This is a genomic window from Stutzerimonas stutzeri, from assembly GCF_024448715.1.
GTDB lineage: Bacteria > Pseudomonadota > Gammaproteobacteria > Pseudomonadales > Pseudomonadaceae > Stutzerimonas > Stutzerimonas stutzeri_AR.
Map to the genome: position 1 here is coordinate 13775 of NZ_JAMOHZ010000001.1, position 22829 is coordinate 36603.

At 59.9% G+C, this 22829-nt stretch carries 17 protein-coding genes; 9 read left to right on the top strand and 8 right to left on the bottom strand.

The genetic code is table 11. The features are described 5' to 3' along the window. Positions 1-14 precede the first annotated feature (14 nt). Positions 15-803: a 3-oxoadipate enol-lactonase gene (gene pcaD, locus NAV33_RS00075; protein WP_255975635.1), complete on the top strand. Its 789-nt coding sequence runs from the start codon at positions 15-17 to the stop codon at positions 801-803. Between the two features lie 75 nt (positions 804-878). Here pcaD and NAV33_RS00080 read toward each other — a convergent pair whose 3' ends face one another. The 4 genes from NAV33_RS00080 to NAV33_RS00095 form a co-directional block, all read right to left on the bottom strand. Beyond that, complete coding sequence (locus tag NAV33_RS00080; protein ID WP_255975636.1) at positions 879-2138, bottom strand: OprD family porin; 1260 nt, start codon at positions 2136-2138, stop codon at positions 879-881. A 546-nt stretch (positions 2139-2684) separates the two neighbouring features. Next, complete coding sequence (locus tag NAV33_RS00085) at positions 2685-4412, bottom strand: tannase/feruloyl esterase family alpha/beta hydrolase (protein ID WP_255975638.1); 1728 nt, start codon at positions 4410-4412, stop codon at positions 2685-2687. 503 nt (positions 4413-4915) lie between these two features. Beyond that, positions 4916-5332: a hypothetical protein gene (locus NAV33_RS00090; RefSeq protein WP_255975640.1), complete on the bottom strand. Its 417-nt coding sequence runs from the start codon at positions 5330-5332 to the stop codon at positions 4916-4918. 512 nt (positions 5333-5844) lie between these two features. Beyond that, on the bottom strand, positions 5845-6270 hold the full coding sequence (locus NAV33_RS00095) for a VOC family protein (RefSeq protein WP_255975642.1): 426 nt from the start codon (positions 6268-6270) through the stop codon (positions 5845-5847). A gap of 112 nt (positions 6271-6382) precedes the next feature. Between NAV33_RS00095 and NAV33_RS00100 the strand changes: the two genes are divergently transcribed. Further along, the gene (locus NAV33_RS00100; protein ID WP_255975644.1) at positions 6383-7288 is read left to right on the top strand and encodes a LysR family transcriptional regulator; all 906 of its coding nucleotides are present in this window, start codon (positions 6383-6385) and stop codon (positions 7286-7288) included. Between the two features lie 44 nt (positions 7289-7332). On the opposite strand, the gene NAV33_RS00105 is transcribed toward NAV33_RS00100, so the two are convergent. Both NAV33_RS00105 and NAV33_RS00110 read right to left on the bottom strand, forming a co-directional pair. Further along, positions 7333-8550 (bottom strand): MFS transporter, encoded by a 1218-nt coding sequence (locus tag NAV33_RS00105; protein ID WP_255975647.1) that lies wholly within the window; start codon positions 8548-8550, stop codon positions 7333-7335. Between the two features lie 229 nt (positions 8551-8779). Further along, positions 8780-10738: an alkyl/aryl-sulfatase gene (locus tag NAV33_RS00110; protein ID WP_255975649.1), complete on the bottom strand. Its 1959-nt coding sequence runs from the start codon at positions 10736-10738 to the stop codon at positions 8780-8782. Between the two features lie 119 nt (positions 10739-10857). On the opposite strand from NAV33_RS00110, the gene NAV33_RS00115 reads away from it, so the two are divergent. From NAV33_RS00115 to NAV33_RS00130, 4 genes are all read left to right on the top strand, one after another. After that, a complete protein-coding gene (locus NAV33_RS00115) occupies positions 10858-11778 on the top strand; it encodes a LysR family transcriptional regulator (RefSeq protein ID WP_255975651.1) in 921 nt (306 codons plus the stop codon). A gap of 162 nt (positions 11779-11940) precedes the next feature. Continuing rightward, positions 11941-13482, top strand: a complete 1542-nt coding sequence (locus NAV33_RS00120) for an AMP-binding protein (protein ID WP_255975653.1) — start codon at positions 11941-11943, stop codon at positions 13480-13482. A 12-nt stretch (positions 13483-13494) separates the two neighbouring features. Continuing rightward, positions 13495-14658 carry an acyl-CoA dehydrogenase family protein gene (locus NAV33_RS00125; RefSeq protein ID WP_255975655.1) on the top strand — a complete coding sequence of 388 codons (1164 nt, stop codon included), beginning with the start codon at positions 13495-13497 and terminating at the stop codon, positions 14656-14658. 56 nt (positions 14659-14714) lie between these two features. Then, a complete protein-coding gene (locus NAV33_RS00130) occupies positions 14715-16004 on the top strand; it encodes an MFS transporter (protein ID WP_255975658.1) in 1290 nt (429 codons plus the stop codon). Positions 16005-16006: 2 nt separating this feature from the next. On the opposite strand, the gene NAV33_RS00135 is transcribed toward NAV33_RS00130, so the two are convergent. Continuing rightward, on the bottom strand, positions 16007-16945 hold the full coding sequence (locus tag NAV33_RS00135) for a LysR family transcriptional regulator (protein ID WP_255975660.1): 939 nt from the start codon (positions 16943-16945) through the stop codon (positions 16007-16009). Positions 16946-17146: 201 nt separating this feature from the next. On the opposite strand from NAV33_RS00135, the gene NAV33_RS00140 reads away from it, so the two are divergent. Together NAV33_RS00140 and NAV33_RS00145 are read left to right on the top strand one after the other, a co-directional pair. Beyond that, on the top strand, positions 17147-18994 hold the full coding sequence (locus tag NAV33_RS00140) for a DUF1302 domain-containing protein (protein ID WP_255975663.1): 1848 nt from the start codon (positions 17147-17149) through the stop codon (positions 18992-18994). 13 nt (positions 18995-19007) lie between these two features. Next, complete coding sequence (locus NAV33_RS00145) at positions 19008-20366, top strand: DUF1329 domain-containing protein (RefSeq protein ID WP_255975666.1); 1359 nt, start codon at positions 19008-19010, stop codon at positions 20364-20366. A 142-nt stretch (positions 20367-20508) separates the two neighbouring features. Here NAV33_RS00145 and NAV33_RS00150 read toward each other — a convergent pair whose 3' ends face one another. Beyond that, the gene (locus NAV33_RS00150; protein ID WP_255975668.1) at positions 20509-21513 is read right to left on the bottom strand and encodes a LacI family DNA-binding transcriptional regulator; all 1005 of its coding nucleotides are present in this window, start codon (positions 21511-21513) and stop codon (positions 20509-20511) included. A gap of 154 nt (positions 21514-21667) precedes the next feature. Here NAV33_RS00150 and NAV33_RS00155 point away from each other — a divergent pair, with 154 nt between their 5' ends. Further along, a complete protein-coding gene (locus NAV33_RS00155; protein ID WP_255975670.1) occupies positions 21668-22828 on the top strand; it encodes a Gfo/Idh/MocA family protein in 1161 nt (386 codons plus the stop codon). Position 22829: the final 1 nt, after the last annotated feature.

A 22829-nucleotide genomic window follows, 5' to 3' on the forward strand; every position in this document is an offset into this window, starting at 1 on the left:
TAGAGAGATTCCCCATGCCCACCGTAAAACTCGCCGATGGCGAACTGAATTACCGTCTCGACGGCCCGGTCGATGCGCCGGTACTGGTGCTTTCCAACTCGCTGGGTACTGACCTGGCCATGTGGGACCCACAGATGCCAGCCTTCAGCGAGCATTTCCGCGTGCTGCGTTACGACACGCGCGGTCATGGTGGTTCGTCCGTCTCACCTGGCCCATACAGCATCGAACAGCTCGGCCAGGATGTGCTGGGGTTGGTTGATGCGCTGGGAATCGACCGTTTCGCCTTCTGCGGGCTGTCCATGGGCGGCCTGATTGGCCAGTGGCTGGGCATCAACGCCGGCCAGCGGCTGACGCGATTGGTGATCTGCAACACCGGCGCGAAAATCGGCACCGACGAGGTCTGGAACGACCGCATCGACACAGTGTTGAAAGGTGGCGAGCAGGCCATGCGCGACATGCGCGATGCCTCTATTGCACGCTGGTTCACGCCGACCTTCGCTGAGCAACAACCCACACAGACGAGCCGCATCACCCAGATGATCGCGACCACTTCACCGCAAGGCTATGCAGCCAATTGCGCGGCGGTGCGCGACGCTGACTACCGCGATCAGCTGGGTACGATCAGAGTGCCGATATTGATTGTCTGTGGGAGCCAGGATCCGGTGACCACTCCCGAGCATGGCCGCTTCATGCTGGAGCGCATCGCCGATGCGAAACTGGTCGAGTTCGATGCTGCTCATTTATCCAACGTCGAAGTGGGCGATCGCTTTACCGGGCGTGTTCTGGATTTCCTTCGCGGTTGATTTGAACGAAAAAACCGGGCCGCAACAGGCCCGGTAAAATCAACGAGGAGGTGAGCTCTCAGTGGCGCTGTGTTGTCACCACAGCGCCATGGTGTAGCTCAGGATCAGCCGGGTTTCGTCCAGATCGCTGCCGAAGTTGCTGCGCACGGTAGCGTTACGCACCTTCAGGCCGAGGTTTTTCAACGGTCCGCTCTGAACTACGTAAGCGATGTCGGTATCGCGTTCCCATTCCTTGCCTTCACCGGAGCGGTCGACAACGTTGACGTTGTCGCCGGTCACGTAACGGGTCATCAGGCTCAGGCCAGGGATGCCCATAGCGGCGAAGTCATAGTCATACCGAACTTGCCATGACTTCTCGTCTTCGTTGCCGAAGTCATTGATCTGCAAAAGGTTAATCAGTGAATTATCGCCGCCGCTGATGTAGGCAAAGCCAGTGTCGCCACTCATTTTCTGATAGCCACCGGTGAAGCCATGGCCACCGATCCGGTAGGTGAAAAGCGCGCCGAAGGCATTGTTGTCGACGTTGCTACCGCCATCGTCGGTGGAGCGTACATAACGCAGATCGGTCTTGAAGCTCTGGTTGTCACCGATCGGCAGTACATGCACGACGTTGAAATTGTGCTGATCGTAGATACCGTCCAGCCCGCCGTAGTAGTAGCTGCCGGTCAGCTCGGGTGAGAACTGGTAGCGACCGCCAGCGAACACGAATTCATCGCTACTGGTCGTGTTAGCCAGATCGATGTTCCTCGCGCCGCTGTTGAACACGACCATCTCTTCGTAATCCGAAGAGTCGCGATAGCGGGTGCGGTCGAGCATACCCAGATCAAGAGTGAGGCCTTCGACTTCCTTGCTCTGCAACCAGGCGCCGCGGTAGATATTGGGCAGCAGGCGGCTGTCGTTGCGCATCACCACCGGGATGATCGGCTGCAAAGTACCGACGTGGAGCGTCGTATTGGACATCTTCGCTTTGGCGGTCAGACCTGCCGTGCCGTAATCGTCCTGGGGCTGACTGGACGAATCCCTCTGCAAAATACCGGTACCTGAGCGATCCTGGCTGGAATCAAGCTTTACGCCGAGCAGGCCTAGAGCATCCACGCCGAAGCCGACCGGGCCTTCGGTGTAGCCGGACTCTATTTTCAGGATAAAGCCCTGGGCCCATTCCTCAGCCTTGGCCTGGGTCGACTCGCTGCCGCGGAAATCGCGGTTCATATAGAAGTTGCGCAGCTCTACGGCTGCCTTGCTGTCATCAATGAAAGCCGCGTTGGCTGGCCCGGCGATGCCCAGAGCAGCGCCTGCACAAAGCAGATGCCGGATGGTTTTGCAGTCATGTTGCATGGGTGCTTCCTCTTATTTTTATCGGTTGTAGTGTTGCGGGTAAAACAGGGGGCGAAATTGTTCCCGCAGCTGGCTAAGCCGTGCTGGGGTCAGGGAGATGGAAGTGAGGCCTGATGGGCGTGCATGTGCGGGCAGTCCTTTCAGTTCTTGTTGTTTTGAAAGCGCGCTCTGTGGCGGCACTGGCGTCTGCAAAATTACGAGACGTCAGAGCTGCTGAGCGAAAGGTGTGCCATCCCGGCACCGACTGTGGTGGAAATCGTGCAGGCAGCTGGAACTCGCGCGCTAGAGCCTTCAGCCCGGTAGGCCAGCAGGCACGTGGGCGGCGGCTATGCTGATCGGGATGTCCGTCAGGTTGGACATGTTCAAGAGGGCAGGCGGCTTTAAGGTTCCGATGTCAGATGGACTGGACCATCGTGGCAACGCTGCCGGGTTTCAGCGCCGCGATACATCAGCAGCACCGGTACGCTGCACGTCTGTTTCGTGGGATGGGCGCGCGAACCACCATTTGCATCGTTCGATGCTCTACGCCCAGCCCACGAATCCCCTTCAGTGCCGGCCTTTCTGGCTCTTCACACAGACGAAGCTCGACGCTTTATTCACGTCGCGCTTGCCTACGTATTTCGGCCAGGCTGGGTACTCACACAATGGGCGGGTACGGCCTGGCACCGCGGCGGTGTCGGCGACGATCTGTCGTTTGGGTGCGATGCCGCGTTCAACCCAGTTCTCCAGCGCCGTCAGCGAGTCCCAGGCAGCGTTGAATACCGTGCTCGCCGCATGGGCATAGCCGGGGATCTCGTAATAACGCATGAAGCGCCTGGTCTGGCCGACGCCCATGTCCCGCTGCACACGCTGGTAGTACTCGGCCGTGGCACGGGTACTGACCAGCTGATCCGAAGTGCCATGGGCCATGAGCATCTTGCCGCCGTTGGCGACGAAGGCCGACAGATCGGTCTCGTTAACGTCCTGACGCAGCGACAACGCATCGACGCGCGCCTGCCAGGGGCCGAGGTTGGTTGGGTCCAACGTCAGCGAGTTGAACGTCGGGTTGCGCGTAATGAAATAGCGCACCCATTCATCCCAGAAACCCGAGTGGTAGGGCGCGCCCTCGGCGAAACCGGTGCCGTGTACCGGCATGGGGTAATCCGGCTGCAAGGTGTTTAGGCCCAGCCGGTTGACCACCAGCTGCAGGCCAGTGCCGGGACGGGCAAGGTCCGTGCCCCAGGTGTTGAAGCCAGGATAGCCGCGCTCGCCGCTGGCCAGCGGTTGGCTGAAACGGATCGGCGTATTGAACACCTTGAGCGCATTGATTTGCGCATCCGATAGGCAGCTGTCACCGGTATCGGCCCCGCCACGACAGCGCAGCGGACGGCCATTGAGCTTGGCCTTGGCCGGGTCGAACCAGGCGTTACAGGCAGCCTGATTGCTGATCACCCGGTCGCGCACGCCATCCAGCCCATCGCATGCCTGCATCGACGCTTCAAGCAGCGCGGCACGCTTTTCGAGGCTGGGGAACGCACCTGGCGCGGCCAATGCACGGGTGATGCGGCCGAACTGCAAATCCAGCGCCGCCGCGTTGTAAGCAGGGTAAAGCACGATTGCACCTTGGAAATCCTTCGGCCATTGCTGCACTACCGCCAAGGCTTCGCGCCCACCAGTCGAGCCGCCGGCAAAGTAGCTGCGGGCGGGCTGGCGGCCATAACGCTGTTCGATAATGAACATCGCCGTGTCGCGGGTTTTCTTCAGCGCGTCGTGGGCGTAGTTGGCGAGCGCTTCTTCATTCCACGCGAAGTCGCCCGGATTGATTGGATTGGCGACGTGTCCCGAATCGCTGGCAAACACCGCATAGCCACGGCCCAGCGGCGTCGGCTGATCGACCGGGCCGGCCGGGACGTTGCCCGCGACGTTGGGGACGGTGCCGTTGTAACCGCCACCGCCATACATCATCGCCTTGCTGTTCCACTGCTCCGGCAGAACGATGCGCATCTTGATGGTCGGTGCGCTCGGGTCGACCGGGGCGATTTCGACGTTCAGATCGCAATGCGCGCCGAAGGCTTGCGGTGCGGTGCCGCCAGCGGGTACCGCGGTTGCCGATATCACCCCGGCACCGGAGGTTGGCAGGGCGATGGCGGCAGCTGGAACCTGGGCTCCGGCCAGCTCGCTACAACTAGCGGCCAGCGCGGGCTCGGCAATCGCAGCCGCCAGCAAGGCAGGGGCGGCCAGCAGTAGACGCGACGCTGCCGAGCGGCGTGCGATATGTGCACGGGTTGCTTTCATGAGGGCTTCCTTCTTCTTGTTGTTGTCGTGCCCGTGGCAACCGCCACGAGGCGAGTGCGCCTGGGCGAATGGATACGGTAGCGACCAGGCTTGTCAGCCGGAGCCAAAGGCGTGCCAGAGCGTGGGGCATAGATGCGTTAGGCGATGATCGGTCGGCTTGCGCCGCGTGCGCCGCTCTGCCGAGAGGATCGTCCCGCTGGGCGTGCTGGATGGCTCACGCGCGGGTGTCCAGCTCCGGAGACAGCGTGCTTCCGAGCATGTCCGGGATACTGGACGCGTTGTCTGAAGCGGCAGACATTACCTTTGCGTTAATCACCGAAGGTAGCGATCAGCAGAGCGACCCGACCGGTACTGCGGCGTGAGTGACGAAAGTTTTGGATAGAGCAGGAGAGGTCGGGTGCGCAGAGCAGGGATCTATTTGGATGTGCTGCTACGAGCAGATGCTGCCGTTTGCTGCGGGAACCGACCAGGAAGACTTTGGCATTCGGCAGCCGGAGCGGCCATTAATGTCCCGCCAGATCCTGCTGCGGTTCCGGTTCCAGTACAGCGATGGTCTGGTCGCTGTGCCTGAACGACACCAACGCCGTTAGCCAGGCCTGTAGAAGTGATGAATTAGCCTGCTGGCTGCGCATCGCGATAGAAATAATCTCCCTTGCGATCGTCACCATCGCGCCCTTGGTTCCCAGAAAATGCCAATTGAACCAGCCGTCGCCGTAAGACCACGGCGTCGCCTGCCCCGGCGCAATCGGAATGTAGACCTTGAGCGAGAGGTCGAAGAGTACCTCCGGCTTTGAAATGATCACTAGCTTCACGTCCGTTACCTTGCGCAACCAGTAGCGATGGTCGAAGCGGCCTCCGGTCAGCGCAGCAGAGTGGCTCAGGGCATCGTCGATCAAGGCTCGGTTATCGATGAGTTGCACGATGAGGGCTCCCATATGCAAGTTGGCGGTATCGACCCCGTGATCCCTTGCGAGGCGCAAAGCGGGTTAAGGGGGCCGGCTGACAGGCTCCGAGCGAGGCCAGCACCATAGATGCAGGTCTCGCTTGGCATACCGGGTTATCGGTCCGCTGCCGTTTTTGTTTAGCGAGTATGGGAAGGTTTTTCGGGGCGCCACGAGCCGATGGCAATATGGCTATGACGCTGAAGCAGATGTGTCGCGTGCAGATTGGCAGTCAGTTTTTTCCGCTCCGTGATGGGCCATACGCAGGGGAACTTCCCCATCGGCGCTGACCCATGCTTTCGTCCCAAGAACTGCCCAGCCCGCAAGAATGGCAAGTGCGTGAAACCGCTAACAAACGCCTGAGCTGGCCGCGTGAACCGGCCACTTCAAACTGCCAACGGTGCTGAGCATCTTCCTGCTCGCAGTTAATGCCTGCGGCGAGAGAGGACTAAGGCAGTCCATTTCGCTTCAGAAAAAGGCGATACCGGCAATCATTTAGCGAACAGCTGACTCATGTCCTTGAATGCCTTGAATTCCAGCGCGTTGCCGCATGGATCGAAGAGGAACATGGTGGCTTGCTCGCCCACTTGGCCTTGGAAACGCACATAGGGCTCAATGACGAACTGAGTGCCCAGCGAGCGCAGACGTTGGGCGAGCGCTTCCCACTCCGGCCAGCTCAGCACGATTCCGAAGTGCGGCACGGGTACGTCATGGCCGTCCACCGCATTGGTGTGCGCAGCATCCTGGGACTGGGTCTTGGGATGCTCGTGGATCACCAGCTGATGCCCGTAGAAATCGAAATCGACCCAATGGTCGGAAGAGCGTCCTTCAGCGAGTCCGAACACCTCGCCGTAGAAATGGCGGGCGGCTGGCAAGTCGTAAACAGGGATCGCGAGGTGGAAAGGTGAGAGGCTCATCGGGCATTCCTTCTTGGGAGGCGGGTGACGTCATTCTTGCTGTTTGTCGTATGGGCAAACAGCGGATATCTTTTGATCCGAGCCTCAAAAAAATCGATAGATGAGAGCCCCTATGATTCGCGAACTCAAAACCTTCCTGACGATAGCGCGGTGCGGCAGTTTTGCGGCTGCGGGCAACAAGATCGGCCTGACCCAGTCGGCGGTCAGTGCTCAGATAAAGAATCTCGAGGACGCGCTGGGCCTTCGTTTATTCGATAGAACAGGGCGTTCGGCCAACCTCAACGCGGCGGGTTTGCGGGCGCTGCCGCTGGCCGAGCAGATCATTGAAACCTTCGCCCTGATGGGGCAGCCCGAGTCCGTGGACGACTACCGTGGCGAATTACGCATTGGCGCCATCGGCACGGTACAGACCGGGCTGTTGCCGCCGGTTCTGCTGCGATTATTGCGAGAGGCACCAGGCGTGGAGCCCAAGCTGGCACCGGGCGTTTCGCTGAACCTGCTGTCACAGATCGATGCCGGCGAAATCGATCTGGCGGTAATGATCCGCCCGCCGTTCGCACTCCCCAAGGAGCTGCACGCCGAGCTGATCCAGAAAGAGCCTTTCGTGCTGATTACGCCGCTGAACATCGAGGGTGGTGACCCATTCAAGTTGCTCGTCGAGCATCCCTTCGTGCGCTACGACCGTAGCTCCTTCGGTGGTCGCCAGGTAAGTCAGTTCCTGCGCAAACACCATCTGGATGTACGCCCTGGGCTGGAATTGGACGAGCTGGATGCCATCGTCAAGATGGTTGAAAGCGGCCTGGGCGTGGCGCTGGTGCCGAAGGCCGGGCTGTGGCTCGAACGTACGCCAACGGTCCGCATCATTTCCCTCGGCAGTGCCACCTTCTACCGCGAGCTGATGCTTGTCAGCCGCCACAGCGCGCAGCGACTGCCGTTGCATCAGCTGTTTCGGCGCTGCTTGTGGGAGGCGTTAGAGGAGAGGAGCTCGGTTCATGAGGCAGGTTCGACAGCAGGCTGAATCGCTTGCCGTCGATTGCTTCGTTCAACGACCTCGGAGTTCCCTCAGGCTTTTTTGGTTCTTGGTAGGAAGATCGCCAACACACCAAACAACGGCAGGAACGAACACAGGAAGTACACGTATTCGATGCCGTGAATGTCCGCCAAATGCCCCAGCAACGCCGCACCAATCCCGCCGAAGCCGAACATCAGTCCAAAGAACACTCCAGCAATCATCCCGACATTTCCCGGCACCAATTCCTGGGCATATACGACGATGGCCGAAAACGCCGAGGCGAGGATGAAACCGATGACAACGCTCAGGACGCTGGTCCAGAACAGGTCGACGTGAGGCAGAAGCAGCGTGAACGGCGCCACGCCAAGGATCGAGAACCAGATCACCGCCTTACGGCCAATCTTGTCGCCGATGGGTCCACCGAAGAAGGTTCCCGCAGCAACCGCACCGAGAAACAGGAACAGATGCAGCTGGGAGCTGGCTACCGACAGATCGAATTTCTCGATCAGGTAGAAGGTGAAATAGCTGGTGAAGCTGGCCATGTAGAAATACTTGGAAAACACCAGCAAGCCGAGCACGACCAGCGCGCTCATCACCCGGCCTTTCGACAAGCCATGAGTCGCCGCCTGACCTTGTTTCAGCTTGAACAGGCTCAAGTGATTGGCGTACCAGCGGCTGATTCGATACAGCACGAATAGCGCAAACACAGCGAACAGCCCGAACCAGGCCACGTTGCCCTGACCGTACGGAATGATGATCGCCGCAGCCAATAGCGGCCCGAAGGCCGAACCCGCATTGCCGCCAACCTGAAAGGTCGATTGCGCCAGGCCGAAACGCCCGCCCGAAGCCAGTCGTGCCACACGAGAAGCTTCAGGGTGAAAGGTCGAAGAACCGATGCCGATCAACCCCGCCGCCAACAAGATCAACGGGAAACTACCGACCATGGACATCATCAGGATGCCGATCAAGGTGCAGACCGTGCCGGCCGGCAATAGCCATGGCTTGGGATGACGGTCGGTGTAATAACCAACCCAGGGTTGCAACAGCGAGGCGGTCAGCTGGAAGGTCAGGGTAATCAGACCAACCTGCGTGAACGTCAGACCATAGCTGGCCTTGAGCATCGGATAGATCGACGGCAGCACCGCCTGAATCAAGTCATTGATCAAATGCGCCAGCGCTACCGCGCCGATGATGCGCATGGCCAGCGGACTGCTTTGTTGTATCGCTGGTGCCGACGCCACGTCGGCCTGGGCATTGCTGATGGACATTCGAGTTCCAGGTGGGAGTACAAACGGGCAGGTGCCACAATTTGCCATTTTTCAGTGCAACAGCACCATCCCCTTAGCCTCCTAATGAAATTGATTTCAGACAGCGCAGGCCGATGGTTCCGGTATCGGTCCGCGAAACTCGTATTCCAAATACCCAGCCCATCAGCGCCCGATGCTGAGCGCCATGTGACAAGTGCGCTACGGGCTGAGCAGTTTTTCCGGGTCGCCGTTATCGAGGTTCGATAAGCGGAAAGTCGGGTTTGAAATCATCCATCAAGCTCAGCAGTTCGAGCAGCTTCTTAGGGTTTCCGCTGACATCGATCTCACCGGTTTTAAGGGCCTTGGGGAAGCTGTTCTGGCGCTGCAAAATGTCGTTGAGCGTCGCTCGGGTGAGTGTCACCGTCGCATCGGCGGCGTCGGCCTGAGCATTGGGTAGCCAGGTCAGCGCCGCGTTTTCCAAGTTCACCCGAAAGCGCTCATTGGTGTCGGTGAATATCCAGTTGAGCACCAAGTGCCTGCCTTCGGCTTTTGTGCCGTTGAGGCGGACACCGAGCAGGTCGAAGAACATTCCCGTGTCGAGCGCCTGCAGCAGATCCTTATGCAGACCCGGCTCCGTTGCCGTGGTCGGTGCCGTGCCGCGCAGATCCTGTGCGCCCGAAAGATAAACGTCGCGCCAAGGACCTGACTCGGCCTGATAGCCGAGCTGCTCCAAGGCATCCGCCGCTAGTTCCCGAGCCTCGCGTTTGCTTGGGTCGGCAAACACCGCCTGGCTCATTACCGTGGCGACCCAGCGGTAATTGCCTGCTGCGTAGTCGTTTCGTGCCTGTTTGATTACGTTGTCGATGCCGCCCATGTATTCGATGGTCTTGCGCGCGGCGTCCTGCGGTGCCGGAGGGTTCAGGTTGGCAGGGTTGGCGTCGTACCAGCCCAGATACTTCTGAAAGACGCCTCGGGCGTTGTGGCGCAGGGTGCCGTAATAATCCCGGGCGGCCCACTCGGTCGCCAGGCTGGCAGGCAGTTTGAGTGTTTCGGCGATGTCCCCAGGCCTGTAGCCATGGTTCATCAGCCGAACGCTTTGGTCGTGGATGAACTTGTAAAGGTCTCGCTGCACGGCAAGAAAGTGGCGGCCCTGCTCCTTGCCCCAGACTGGCCAGTGATGTTGAGCAATGATGACGTCGCTGATGGGCCCGTACTGGTCGAGCGCTTCATCGATATAACGCGACCAGAGGCTGGCATCGCGGACCTCGGCGCCTCGCAGGGTGTAGACGTTGTGCAACTGTTGTGAAGTCAGTTCAGCAGTGTTCAGCACGCGCGCCGCCGGGAAATACATCATCATTTCCGCTGGCGCTTCGCTGCCTGGCGCGAGGCGGAAATCGATATCCACGCCATCGATGCGTTGCACACCACTCTCGCGAACGATGTCAGTCGGTGCAATCAAGGTCATCGGGCCACGAGACAATCCCTTGCCTAGACCCGTATCGACGTGCCCCTGCGGGCCGACCGGCAGGTCGGTGCCGTACATGTATTTGGCGCGACGTGTCATGGCATTTCCGGCGATCACGTTCTCGCTGACGGCATGTTCCATGAAGCCATTCGGGGCATAAATTTTTACCCGCCCCGCATCAACGTCGGCCTGACTCGCCACCCCCTTCACCCCGCCAAAATGATCGACGTGGCTATGGGTATAAATGACCGCTACGACGGGGCGGGCAGGGCGGTGTGTTCGATACAGGTCGAGCGCAGCTTTGGCGGTAGCAGGCGTAAGCAGCGGGTCGATGACGATCAGGCCAGTTTTGCCTTCCACGATAGTCATGTTGGCCAGGTCCATCCCACGTACCTGATAGATCCCCTCGGTCACCTCGAAAAGACCATGGATTGCATTCAGCCGAGCCTGCCGCCAGAGGCTGGGGTTTACCGATGCGGGGGCCTGCTCGCTATCGAGAAAGGCATAGCGGGCATTCGACCAGACGGTTTGTCCCTGTTCGTCGATCACTTCCGCCTTCGGCAGGGCGGCGATGAAACCGCGTTGGGCATCTTCGAAGGCACGTGTGTCGGTGAAATCGAGCTGTTGCTTGACCGCTTCGTTGGCGTCGCGAGTTGCGGCAGTGGCGGGACGCGGGTCGGCTGAAGCGAACGTACTGATGAACAGGCTGGCCACCGCGATGGCAGGTAAACGGATAAAGGGCATGACGAACTCCGAAGAAAGCTAAACGAGGCCTGAACGGCTCGAATCGGGCCTTTGAACTCTGCCCTCGCTAGATTGATAATTCCAATGCAATGTTCTTTAGCTTTGGATGCATTACACGCATGAATGATCTTCGTCAGCTTCGCCATTTCGTCGCGCTTGTGGACCACGGGCACTTCTCCCGTGCGGCCGAGGCGCTGCACCTGAGTCAGCCGGCGCTGACTCGTAGCATTCAAAGCCTGGAGTCGGCGCTTGGCTGCACATTAATCAATCGTCACGGCCGTGGTATCAGCCTTACTGCGCAGGGCCAACTGGTCGAGCAGCATGCGCGTCGCCTGTTACTCAGCAGTCGCGCATTGAAGGAGGCGGTGAGGCAGATCGACAATCTCGAAGCCGGGCAGTTACGTGTGGGGGCAGGCCCGTTTCCAGCGGCACGGCTCGTGCCAGAGGCGCTGGCCAGGCTGATCAAGGCGTATCCGCGCCTGGCCGTCGCAGTGACTGTCGGTGACTGGTCGAGCCTGCGTGACCGCCTGCTCGACGAGCGGATCGAGCTGTTCATCTCCGATATTCGAGAGCTTGAGACCGACGCGGCGTTGGAAATATTGCCGCTGCCGGTTCATCAGGGCGTGCTGTTCTGTAGGCCCGGACATCCGCTGCTACGCCAGCAACGCATACGTTTTTCAGATCTGGCGGGTTACCCGCTGGCAGGGACCCAACTCCCGGAGCCGGTGGCGCAGAGTGTTCTGAGCGATACCGGGCGAGAAATGCTGAGCATCCAGTGCGACAACTTCCTGCTGTTGAAGACCATGACCGAGCAAAGCGACGCGGTCTGCATGGCGCCTCGGGATGTCGTACAGAAGGATTTCGACAGTGGGGAGCTGATGGAGCTGACACTGCTCAGCGAACGGCTGAGTCACCATTCGGCCTACGGGCTGGTAAGCCGCCGCGGGCATCGCTTGTCACCTGCTGGCGAAGCATTCCAGGCGCAGGTACAGGAGGCCGCGGCGTCGTGTTCATCGGCAATGCGCAACGGCATCGCGTGAAGTCGACTCATGTCCAGGGCGTTGTAAAACCGGATTGTCGATATGGCTGTAAGGCGCGCAAGTATCTCATTGCGGCATAGCCTGCATCCGATTGTTGTATTGGCGGCAGAAAAAGGGGGGCAGTTAGCATCGAGGCTCAAGTCTGAGTAAAGAGAACAACAATTGAACCTCGGGAAGATTTTGAGCCGCAGTGCTCTCTATTGGCCTCAGCACGAGGCTGTCGTCGATGCCTATCGTCGCGTCACGTTCGCCGAACTGGAAAAACGTACCAATCGGTTGGCCTCCGGCTTGTTGCACGTCGGTCTGCCCGCCGGTGCTCATGTCGCATTGCTCGCGCCGAACCGCTCCGAACTGGTGGAGGCGGAAGTCGCGTTCTACAAGAACGGTATGGTCAAGGTGCCGATCAATGCACGCCTGTCCATCGACGAAATCGTTCGGGTGCTTGCGGACTCCGTTAGTCAGGCGGTGATCGCTGATCCACAATTCGCGCCGGCGCTGCAGGCCCAGCGCGCGAAGCTGCCGGCCCTCAAGTGGATCATTACGCTCGGCGCGGGCGGCGATTTTCTATACGAGCAGGTCCTGGCACACGGCGATGAGCGTCCGGTCGAGTGCGATCCGGATGACGACCAGCTTGCCGTCCTGCATTACACCTCAGGCAGTTCCGGCGTGCTCAAGGCAGCCATGCTCACCTTCGGCAACCGCAAGGCGCTGATTCGCAAAAGTATTGCCAGCCCAACGCGTCGCGCCGTTCCCGGTGATGTGATGGCTCACGTCGGGCCTATCACACATGCGAGCGGCATGCAGATCATGCCGCTCCTGGCTGCCGGTGCATGCAACCTGTTGATCGAACGCTATGACGATCAGGCGCTTCTCGAAATCATCCAGCGCGAGCGGGTGACCCGCCTGTTCATGGTTCCGGCCATGATCAATCGGCTGGTGAATTTTCCAGATGTGGAGCGCTACGACCTCAGCAGTCTGCGCCTGGTGATTTACGGCGCAGCGCCAATGCCACCAACGCTGGTCAGGCGAGCCATCGAAGTTTTTGGCCCGATCCTGGCGCAGGGTTACGGCGCGGGTGAGACCTGCTCGTTAGTGACCATCCTCACCGAACAGGACCATCTACAGGGCGACGGCCATGCGCGCCTCGCGTCTTGCGGGCGAAACTATTTCGAAACGGATCTGCGGGTAGTCGACGAGAACTTCGAGGATGTCCGGCCCGGCGAGGTTGGGGAAATCGTGGTGAAGGGCCCCGACATCATGAAGGGCTATTGGCAGGCGCCAGAGCTTACCGCTGATGTCATGCGTGACGGTTATTACCTCACCGGCGACCTCGCTACCGTGGACGAGCTTGGATACTTGTTCATCGTTGATCGCAAGAAGGAAATGATCATTTCCGGCGGCTTCAACATATACCCCAGCGAAGTCGAGCAGGTGATCTACAGCCTGCCTCAGGTATTCGAAGCCGCAGTGGTCGGCGTACCGGACGAGCAGTGGGGCGAGTCGGTGCGCGCGGTGGTCGTGCTCAAGCCTGGCACCGAGCTGAGCGAGGTGCAGATCATCGAGCACTGCGGCCGCCATTTGGCCGGCTTCAAAAAACCGCGTGGCGTCGACTTCGTCGCCGAACTACCAAAGAACCCCAACGGCAAGGTGGTGCGCCGACTGGTACGTGAGTCGTACTGGCAGCACAGCGAGCGACGGATTTGAACGGAGATGGACATGATCGAGCCAAGTGAAAAAGCCCAGCACCTGATCGCTGACCTCAAGCGCTTCATCGAGGACGAGATCAAACCCCTCGAAGCGAGAGAAAACCTCGGCTGGGGAAGGCCGCACCCGAAAGAGGCGCTGCGGGATGTTTGGAAACGCTCTTGTGAATTGGGCTTTTACAACGTCATGCTGCCCGAGGCGCTCGGTGGTGCTGGCCTCAGTGTCGTGGATCTATGCGCGCTGAAGGAAGCCGCATTGCTTACCGGTTCGGCGCTGGCGCCGCACGTGCTTGGTGAATTGAGCGGGCCGCCGCGGATTGGGCATTTGTTCAAGGTGGCCAGCGACGACCAGATCGAGCGTCTGCTTCGGCCGGTCTGCCGTGCCGAAAAGGCTGTGTGTTTCGCACTCACCGAAGCGGAGGCCGGCTCGGACGCCAGCGCGATCAAGACCCGCGCTCGGTTGGACGGCGATAGCTACGTGCTAAACGGCACCAAGCGCTACATTTCCGGCGCGCCCTACGCTAATTTCGCCGTGCTGATGGCAAAGACCACGGACAGCAACGGCGTGGACGGAGTGACGGCATTCTTTGTCGATCTGCATGCGCAAGGCGTCACCGTCGAGACCGACTACCAGGTCATGTCCGGCCCCGGCAGCCATGGCGATATCGTCCTGCACGATGTCCGCATACCGGTCGCCAATCGGATCGGCGATGAAGGTGTTGGCTTCAAACTGGCGATGGGCCGCATCACGCTCAACCGATTGCTGCACTGCCCGACGATGTTGGGGATGGCCGGGTTGGCACTAAACCTGTCGCTCGATCATGCCCGCACACGCATGCAGTTCGGCAAGCCGATCGCCATGTTCCAGGCGGTCAACCACATGCTCGCCGACATGGCCACTGAGCTGCACGCTGCCCGCAGCATGATGTTCGCTACCGCAGCGCTCAACGACGCGGGCGGGGATATCAAGGTGCAGGCCTCGATGTGCAAGCTGTTCTGTTCCGAGACAGCGTTTCGAATCGCCGACCGTGCGGTGCAGATCCATGGCGGTTCGGGCTTGATCCAGGGCAACCCTGTCGAGTGGCTGTTCCGTGCGACTCGTATGATGCGCATCCTCACCGGCACCAGCGAAATCCAGCGCAACACCATCGCCAAGGGCATCTTGATGCCCAGCTGACGAATCCCATCGCCCCGCCATGCGGCGGGGTTCATAACAATAAATAGAGTAAGCCCATGCACAGTCTCGAACCTACCTATCGTCCACGTGCCGCCTGGACAATTGCCTGCTTGCTGGCCGTCATGATGATGGTCAACTTCCTCGACAAAGTAGTGATCGGCCTGGTCGCGGTGCCAATGATGAAGGACCTGGACCTGACGCCGACCGAGTTCGGCCTGATCGGTGGAAGCCTGCACTGGCTGTTTGCAATCTCCGCTGTGGCAGGCGGATTCATCGCCAACCGCAAACCGGCCCGCTGGCTGTTGCTCGGCATGGGGCTTTTCTGGGCGCTGATCCAAATCCCGATGCTCTTCGTATCGTCCCTGTGGGCGATCATTGCCTGTCGTGTCTTGCTGGGGATAGGCGAAGGTCCGGCCTCTCCGGTCGCGACGCACGCGCTTTACAAGTGGTTTCCTGATGACCGGCGCAGCCTGCCCGTAGCGCTCCTTCATTCAGGAAGTGCATTGGGGCTGTTAGTGGCTGGGGTCATGATCCCCTGGGTAAGCCTGCATTATGGCTGGCGGACCAACTTTGCGATCCTTGGGGTTGTGGGGCTGATCTGGTGTGTGTTTTGGCTCAAATTGGGTCGTGAAGGTGAACTGGACCGCATCAGGCCCAATTTCAACAGTGGACTTGGCTCGAATCCGCTGCCGTACCGGCAGCTACTGACCAACGGCACCGTGATCAGCAATTACATCTGCCACTTCGCCGCCAACTGGTCGCTGGCATTGACCCTGACTTGGGTGCCGGCGTATTTGGAAACGGGGCTGGGAATCGACTCGCTGGACACTGGACGTCTGTTCGGCCTTTTCGTACTGGTAACCACGCCGCTCAGCCTGTTCATGGCCTGGTGGTCCCAGCGCCTGATGCGTCGAGGTGTCTCCTCGCGAATCGCGCGGGGCGTATTCGTTTCGCTCTGTCTGATTGCCAGCGGCCTGTTGTCGATGGCGCTCATCCTGCCGGACCTTTCCATTGCCGTGCGTATGGCATGCATGACCTTGAGCGGCGGGCTGGCGCTGGTTATGTATTCGGTGGGGCCTGCCATGCTTGCCGAAGTCACCCCTAATTGCCAGCGTGGCAGCATGCTGGCCATTGGAAATGGCTTCGCTTCGCTGGCCGGCCTTTCCGCGCCAGTGGTGACGGGGCTTCTGGTTCAAGCGGCGGATGGCATCGATCCGTCCGGCTACGCGAAGGGCTTCGTGGTTTGCGGTCTGATCCTGATCGGGGCCGGGCTGATTGGGTTGATCTTCATGAATCCTCAGAAGTCGCTTGCGCAATCAGGGGGGAATTGCCCCGCTGCGGCCTGACGTCAAAGCTCGAGGGGCGGCTGGTCGCGCTCGATCAGTTGTCCCTTCCAGCGTCCTGCCTGGACCAGTTCAACCAATATCGAGCGCACCAGATCACGCATGCACGAAGCGGCAAAATTCAAAGGTCGATGTGCTGAATGCACGATGGAAACGGTACGGTGTATGCCCGGTTCGATGATCCGGCGTGCGGTGGAATGAAGGTTGTCTTCTATGGGTGGCCAGTTGGTGATGGTTGCTGCCAGTCCTGCACGAACCAGGCTCGCTAGTCCGAGCGCAGATTGTTGTTCATAGCGAACATTCAATTCGACACCTGCTTCCATCGCAGCTTGTTCAATTCGACGACGCAGATGCAGTCCTTTGGGAGGCATAACCAACGCAGTAGCCGCCGCGTGCGCGAGCGTTATGGTATCGGCCGTGTCGTCCATGGCCTGCTCGCCGACCCAGTAAAGCTCTTCGATGAATATGGGATCGGAGACCACGTCATCCAGCTCTTCTGCATTGGGCACGACGCCGAAATCGACCTTGCCGAGCTCAACTGCCTGGCCGCCTTCTTTGGTCAGCCCATCGCGAATTGTCAGTTCGATATCGCTGAACTTTTTATTGGCGCGGTCGATGAGAATCGGCAATAAGAGCGAAGAAGATGTTGCGGGTATAGAGATCGAAACATGGCCCCTTGGATTTCCCTGAGTCGATTTCAATTCATCTTTTACCGAATTGACAGTTTGGATTACCGAGCGCGCCATTTCATAAAGTCTCTTGCCCGCGTCAGTTAAAACAATACCGTCGTGCTGCCTTTCCAGTAACTGTATTTCAAGTTCTTCTTCCAATAACGAAATCTGCCGGCTTAAGGCCGGCTGGGCAACATAGGCCCGGCGCGCGGCTGAAGAAAAGCTGCCAGCCTCGGTTATCGCGATGAAGTAAGCGAGCTGTTTTAAAGTCATGATGGCCTATTCGTTGATGTTATGGCTGGCATCCCAAGACGTTATTTGTCCCTGTTCGTTCTGCCCAATTACCATCCAGAACTACTAAACGGGACGGACAGGATCGGGTTCTTCAAATACTAAAGCAAAAACTATTAGTGCGGCACTGACCTTTAAATGGTTAGGCCCTGCTCACTCGAAAAAATAAAGAGGATAAGAGTGATGGCAACTACGAATCGTGGCCGTATATGGCCGTTTTTCATGGCACCTTTAGCCTGTGCCGTAGGCACTGCCGCGGCGGCAGACTTTCAATTGGCCGGCGTGGATGTGCAGCTGCAATCCGCGATCTCGATCGGCTCGAGCCTGTCGACCCGGGACCCTGACGCCGATCTGATGCGCAGCGCCAGTGGTGACGATGGGCGGCGCAACTATCAATCAGGCGACTGGTTCTCGAAAACCCTGAAGGGCGTACATGACCTGGAGCTACGCAGGGGCGACTCCGGTGCGTTCGTGCGAGGCACCTATTGGTATGACTACGCGCTGCGCGACGAGGGCCAGCGCTTCAAGGACGTCGAGGACGCAGGCCGCAAGCGCAATGCAAAATCGGACGGGGCGCAAATTCTCGACGCCTTTGTCTACCACAACTATCAGATCGCTGATCAGCCTGGCTCGGCGCGGCTGGGCCGGCAAGTGGTTAGCTGGGGGGAGAGCACCTTCATCCAGGGTGGGCTCAATACGATCAACCCGGCCAGCCTGACCGCGTTGCGCCGTCCCGGTTCTGAAATCAAAGAAAGTCTGATTCCGGTCAACATGGTCTACGCCATCCAGAATCTGACCGACAATGTCTCGGCCGATTTCTTCTATCAGCTGGATTGGGAACAGACCAGCCTGGACAACTGCGGCACCTTCTTTTCAAGCAATGACTACGTGGCCGACGGCTGCTCCGACTTCGATTCCGGTCCGGTGCTCACCGGGAATGCCGCGGCGGTTGCGGGCCTCACACCCTTCGGCGTCGCGCTCAATGACGAGGGCGTCCGCATTCGGCGGGCTGGTGAAGAGAACGCGCGCAACGGTGGTCAGTGGGGCACGTCGCTGCGCTGGTTCGTGCCATCGCTGGACACCGAATTCGGTGCCTACATAGCCAATTACCATAGCCGCCTTCCCTACGTGGGAACGGTTAGCAGCCCGTACTTCAGCAATACCGGCTTCGCGCCGCAACTGTGCGGCAACCTCGGGCTGTCGGGCGGCGCCTGCGCAGGTTTCCTCGGCTCGGACGCCGGCCGCTCGCTTGCCGGTGCGCTGCGACTTGGCACCTCTGGCTACCTGTTGCAGTACCCCGAAGGCATCCGAATGTATGGCCTGTCGTTCTCGACCATTCTTTCGAGCGGGACCGCGCTGCAGGGCGAACTCAGTTACCGGCCCAACATGCCCTTGCAATTCAACGGCGTCGATTTGATTCAGGCCAGTCTCAACGATCCGTCACGTTCGCCTTTGTTGACGAGCGGAGCATTGGCCAGCGGAGACAGCGCCAGATCCAACGGTTATCGCCGCAAAGAGGTAACCCAGCTGCAGGTGACCGCGACCCATGCGTTCAGCCAGATATGGGGCGCTGATCAGGTTTTCCTGATTGGTGAGGCAGGGGCGACCTATGTCGGCGGTCTGGAAGGCCGATTCGGGCCTCGCTACGGTCGCAGTAGCACCTTTGGATCAGGCGAGCTGGCGGACAATCAGGTTTGTCTGGCTAATTCAGAAACCCCGCAGCACTGCAACGACGACGGGTTCGTCACGCGCTTTTCCTGGGGCTATCGCGCCCGAATGGTATTGAGCTATGCCGATGCGTTTGCCGGTGTGGATTTGAAGCCGATGCTGTCCTGGTCGCATGACGTCAAGGGCTATGGGCCCAACGAGGGTTCAGGTTTCAACGAAGGATCGAAAGCGATCAGTCTGGGTCTGGACGCCGCTTTACGCGATTACAACGCCAGCCTTTCTTACACCGACTTCATCGATGGGACCTACGGGACCCGTGGCGACCGGGACTTCCTGGCCCTGAGCGTCGGCATTACCTTCTGAGCGGAGCCAACTTATGAAACAGTGCACTCACCTGCTGCGTGGCGGCCTTTTGCTGACCGCGCTGACGTTAGCTCACGCCGTCTCGGCGGCCAATGACACCCCGACGCTTGGCGAACTGACGCCAATCGGCGCCGAGCGCGCCGGCAACGCGGACGGCTCCATTCCTGCCTGGAAAGGTGGACTCGACAAGAACGCCGGCACCCTCGCTGACAACGGCGCGCCGAGCAATCCATTCGCTGACGAGCAGCTGCTGTTCAAAATCACCGCGCAAAACTACAAGCAGTATCAAGACAAACTCAGCCCTGGCTTGATCGCCATGCTCAATCGCTACCCTGAAACCTTTTATCTACCGATTTATCCGTCGCACCGGACAGTTGCCGTGACGGGCTCGACGGTCAAGTCTGTCGAGCATAATTTGGCGTCGGCGCGGCTGGTCAATGATGGAAATGGCCTGGAAAATTTCGAAGGATCCATCGCTTTTCCCAAGCCTAAATCCGGCCTGGAGGTCATGTGGAACCATATCACCCGTTACCGTAAGGGCAGCTTCAAGCTGACAACCGATAGCGTGGCACCGGAACCCAAAGGCGATTTCAGTGTTGTCACGACGGAGCAGCGCTTCACCCTGGCTGAGCATCTCACGGGGTACGAGCCGGGCGATGCCGATGATGTGCTGTTCTTCTACAGCCATCGCATTACCGCTCCGGCGCGCAAGGCTGGCGAAGTGGTGCTCGTGCATGAAACTGTAGACCAGGTGGACGATCCCCGGCGGTCATGGATCTACAGCTCGGGCCAGCGGCGGGTTCGTCGTGCGCCCAATACGGCCTACGACGCTGCCGGGCCCACCACCGCGGGGCTGCGTACGGCGGACAGTCGCGACATGTTCAACGGCGCGCCTGATCGTTACGACTGGAAGCTGGTGGGCAAGCGCGAGCTGTACATTCCTTACAACAGCTATGAGCTTGCTTCGCCCACGCATAAATATGATGAGTTCATCAAGGCCGGCCACGTAGACCCGAGCGTCACGCGCTACGAGCTGCATCGCGTGTGGGAAGTAGAGGCGACACTCAAGCCGGGCAAGCGCCATATTTATTCGAAACGCCACTACTTCATCGATGAAGACACCTGGGCAATTGTCGAGGCCGATCACTACGACAGCCGCGGCGAACTCTGGCGGGTCGGCGAAAATCACGGCTATTTCCATTACGGCGTTCAGGCACCGCTTATCGCCATGGAGGTCTTCTACGACCTGCAAAGCAGGCGCTACATCGCGTCCGGCCTGACAAACGAGCAGCCGAAGCCCTATGACTTCAGCTACCGCGCAAGCGCTTCGGATTATTCGCCAGGTGCGCTGCGCAGTGCAGGCTTGCGCTAGTTAGTGGCTGAAAATCGCTGGCTTTCGATGACACTGTACGGTCGAGCATTGGGCGGCTCCACCGAGCCGCTCTTGCCGTGCAGGCGCGGAAGGCCGCATGGACGACATGAATGCGCAGGTGTGTCATCCCAAGCGTTCAGCGCTACTTGGCAGCGGCGGCGGTGCTGCCGCGCACGATCAGGTTGTAAGGCAAGATCAGGTGAGGCGTCTTAAGGGCACGCTGTTCGAATTGCGCTACGAGCATCTCGACTGCGTGTCGTCCGAACGCCTCGGCGGGCTGGGCGATGGTTGTCAGCGGCGGGTCGCTGAAAGCCGCGAAGGGAATGTCATCGAAACCGGCGACCGACACGTCCTGCGGGACGCGCAGCCCGGACTGGCGGATACGCTGCATCGCACCGATCGCCATTTCATCGTTTTCGCAGAAGATCGCGGTCGGGCGATCCGGGTTGTCGAGCAGCTGCCCGGCGGCGTCGTAACCGGCCTGCAAGGTGAAATTGCCGCGGCGTAACAGCTCTGGGTCGAGGGCTATGCCGGCTTCATTCAACGCATCCTCATATCCGGCGATACGTTCTCGAGTCAGGGGGCTGCCTTGCGGTCCCTTGATCAGGCCGATGCGGCGATGACCCAGCGCAAGCAGATGTTCTGTCATTGCGCGGGCCGCGGCGCGGTTATCCAGTCGAACGGTCGGGCAGGGTGGAATGTCGAGCACTTCGCAGGCGTTGACCATCGGCGGTAGCGCATTGCCGTGGAGACAGGTTTCAGCGAAGGGGTTGAACGCGCGCAGCTGGATCACGCCGTCGGCCTGGTGGGCGTGAACCAGCTCGGCGTAGGCGATCTCGACTTCTTCACGGCCCAAGGTATTGCACAGCAGCACGCGGTAATCGAAGGCCTGCGCGGCTTCCTGAATACCGCTGATGACCCGCGCAAAAAACACATTGGCGATGGCCGGGACCAGCACGACGAGGTTGCGCGTCTTGCGCGAGCGGAACTGCACGGCCATCAGGTTTGGGCGATAGCCGGCCTGTTCGACCGCCGTGTGTACGCGGTCGCGGGTCTGCGGCGATACCTTTTCGGGCGTCTTCAATGTGCGCGAGACGGTGGCGACGGAAACCCCGGCCAGCTCGGCCACCTTGCGAATGTTCGGCATAACTCCTCGATGATCGACGCTAACCCTGCCGGTCAGCGGTGCCTAGCGTAACGCAGCGCATCCGACTTGACAGTAAGGCTTTCGGTGCTAACTTCTGAATCAATGTAACCGGTTACATGAGAAGTGATCAAATCTGGAAAGCTGGAGCAAAAGCATGGATTCAACCGGTCGGTCTAAGGTTCGGGTGGGCATGGTGGGTGGCGGTGAAGGGGCGTTCATCGGCCAGGTGCATCGGCAGGCGATGCGCCTCGACGGCCATATCGAGCTGGTCTGCGGCGCCTTTAGCCGTGATCCCGAAAACAACAGGCGAAGTGGTGCGGCACTGCACCTTGATCCGGACCGTTGCTACGAGTCCTGGGAGGCGCTGCTGGCCAGCGAGCAAGAGCGGCCGGCGGATCAGCGCATGGAATTACTCGTCATCGTCACGCCCAATCATTTGCATGCCCCCATCGCCGCGGCGGCTCTGCGGGCTGGATTCCATGTGTTTTCCGAAAAGCCGGCAGCGCTGTCGCTGGTGGATATGCAGCAGCTTGCTGCGATCCAGGCCGACGGCGGCCGGCTGTATGGACTGGCGCATACCTACCAGGGCTATCCGATGGTCTGGCAGGCGCGGCATATGGTGCAGGGCGGCGCGCTCGGTCGCTTGCGCAAGATCTTCGTCGAGTATCCGCAGGGTTGGCTGAGCGAGGACCAGGCAGGGCAAGGCAACAAGCAGGCGACCTGGCGCGGTGAGCCGGCTCAAGCGGGACCGAGTGGCTGCATGGGCGACATCGGTATTCACGCGTTCAACCTCGCCGAGTTCGTCAGCGGCCAGCGCTTCGAGCGACTGTGCGCGGATCTTGGCGTGCATGTCGCGGGACGGCAGCTCGACGATGACGGTGCCGTGCTGTTCCAGACCGATGGCGGCGCGAGCGGCGTTCTCATCGCCAGTCAAGTCTGTTCCGGCGAAGAGAACGCCCTGACGTTGCGCCTGTATGGCGAGCGCGGCGGCCTGGAATGGCGCCAGGAAGAGCCGAACAGCCTGGTTCATCGCCCGCTCGGCGAAACGCTGCGAGTGCTGCGTGCCGGTGTCGATCAGCGTTGGCTGTGCGACGACGCGCTTCGGCGTCTGCGCCTGCCTGCGGGGCATCCCGAGGGGTATCTCGAAGCGATGGCCAATCTCTATACCGACTTTGCCACCTCCATCCGCCTGGAGTGCGCGCCCGCAGTTCCGGGTATTGATGCCGGCCTGCGTGGCATGGCCTTCATCGAGACGGTCATCGCCAGCCATCACAGCGATGCCAAGTGGATGACCTTCGCCGCTACCGAACGATAGG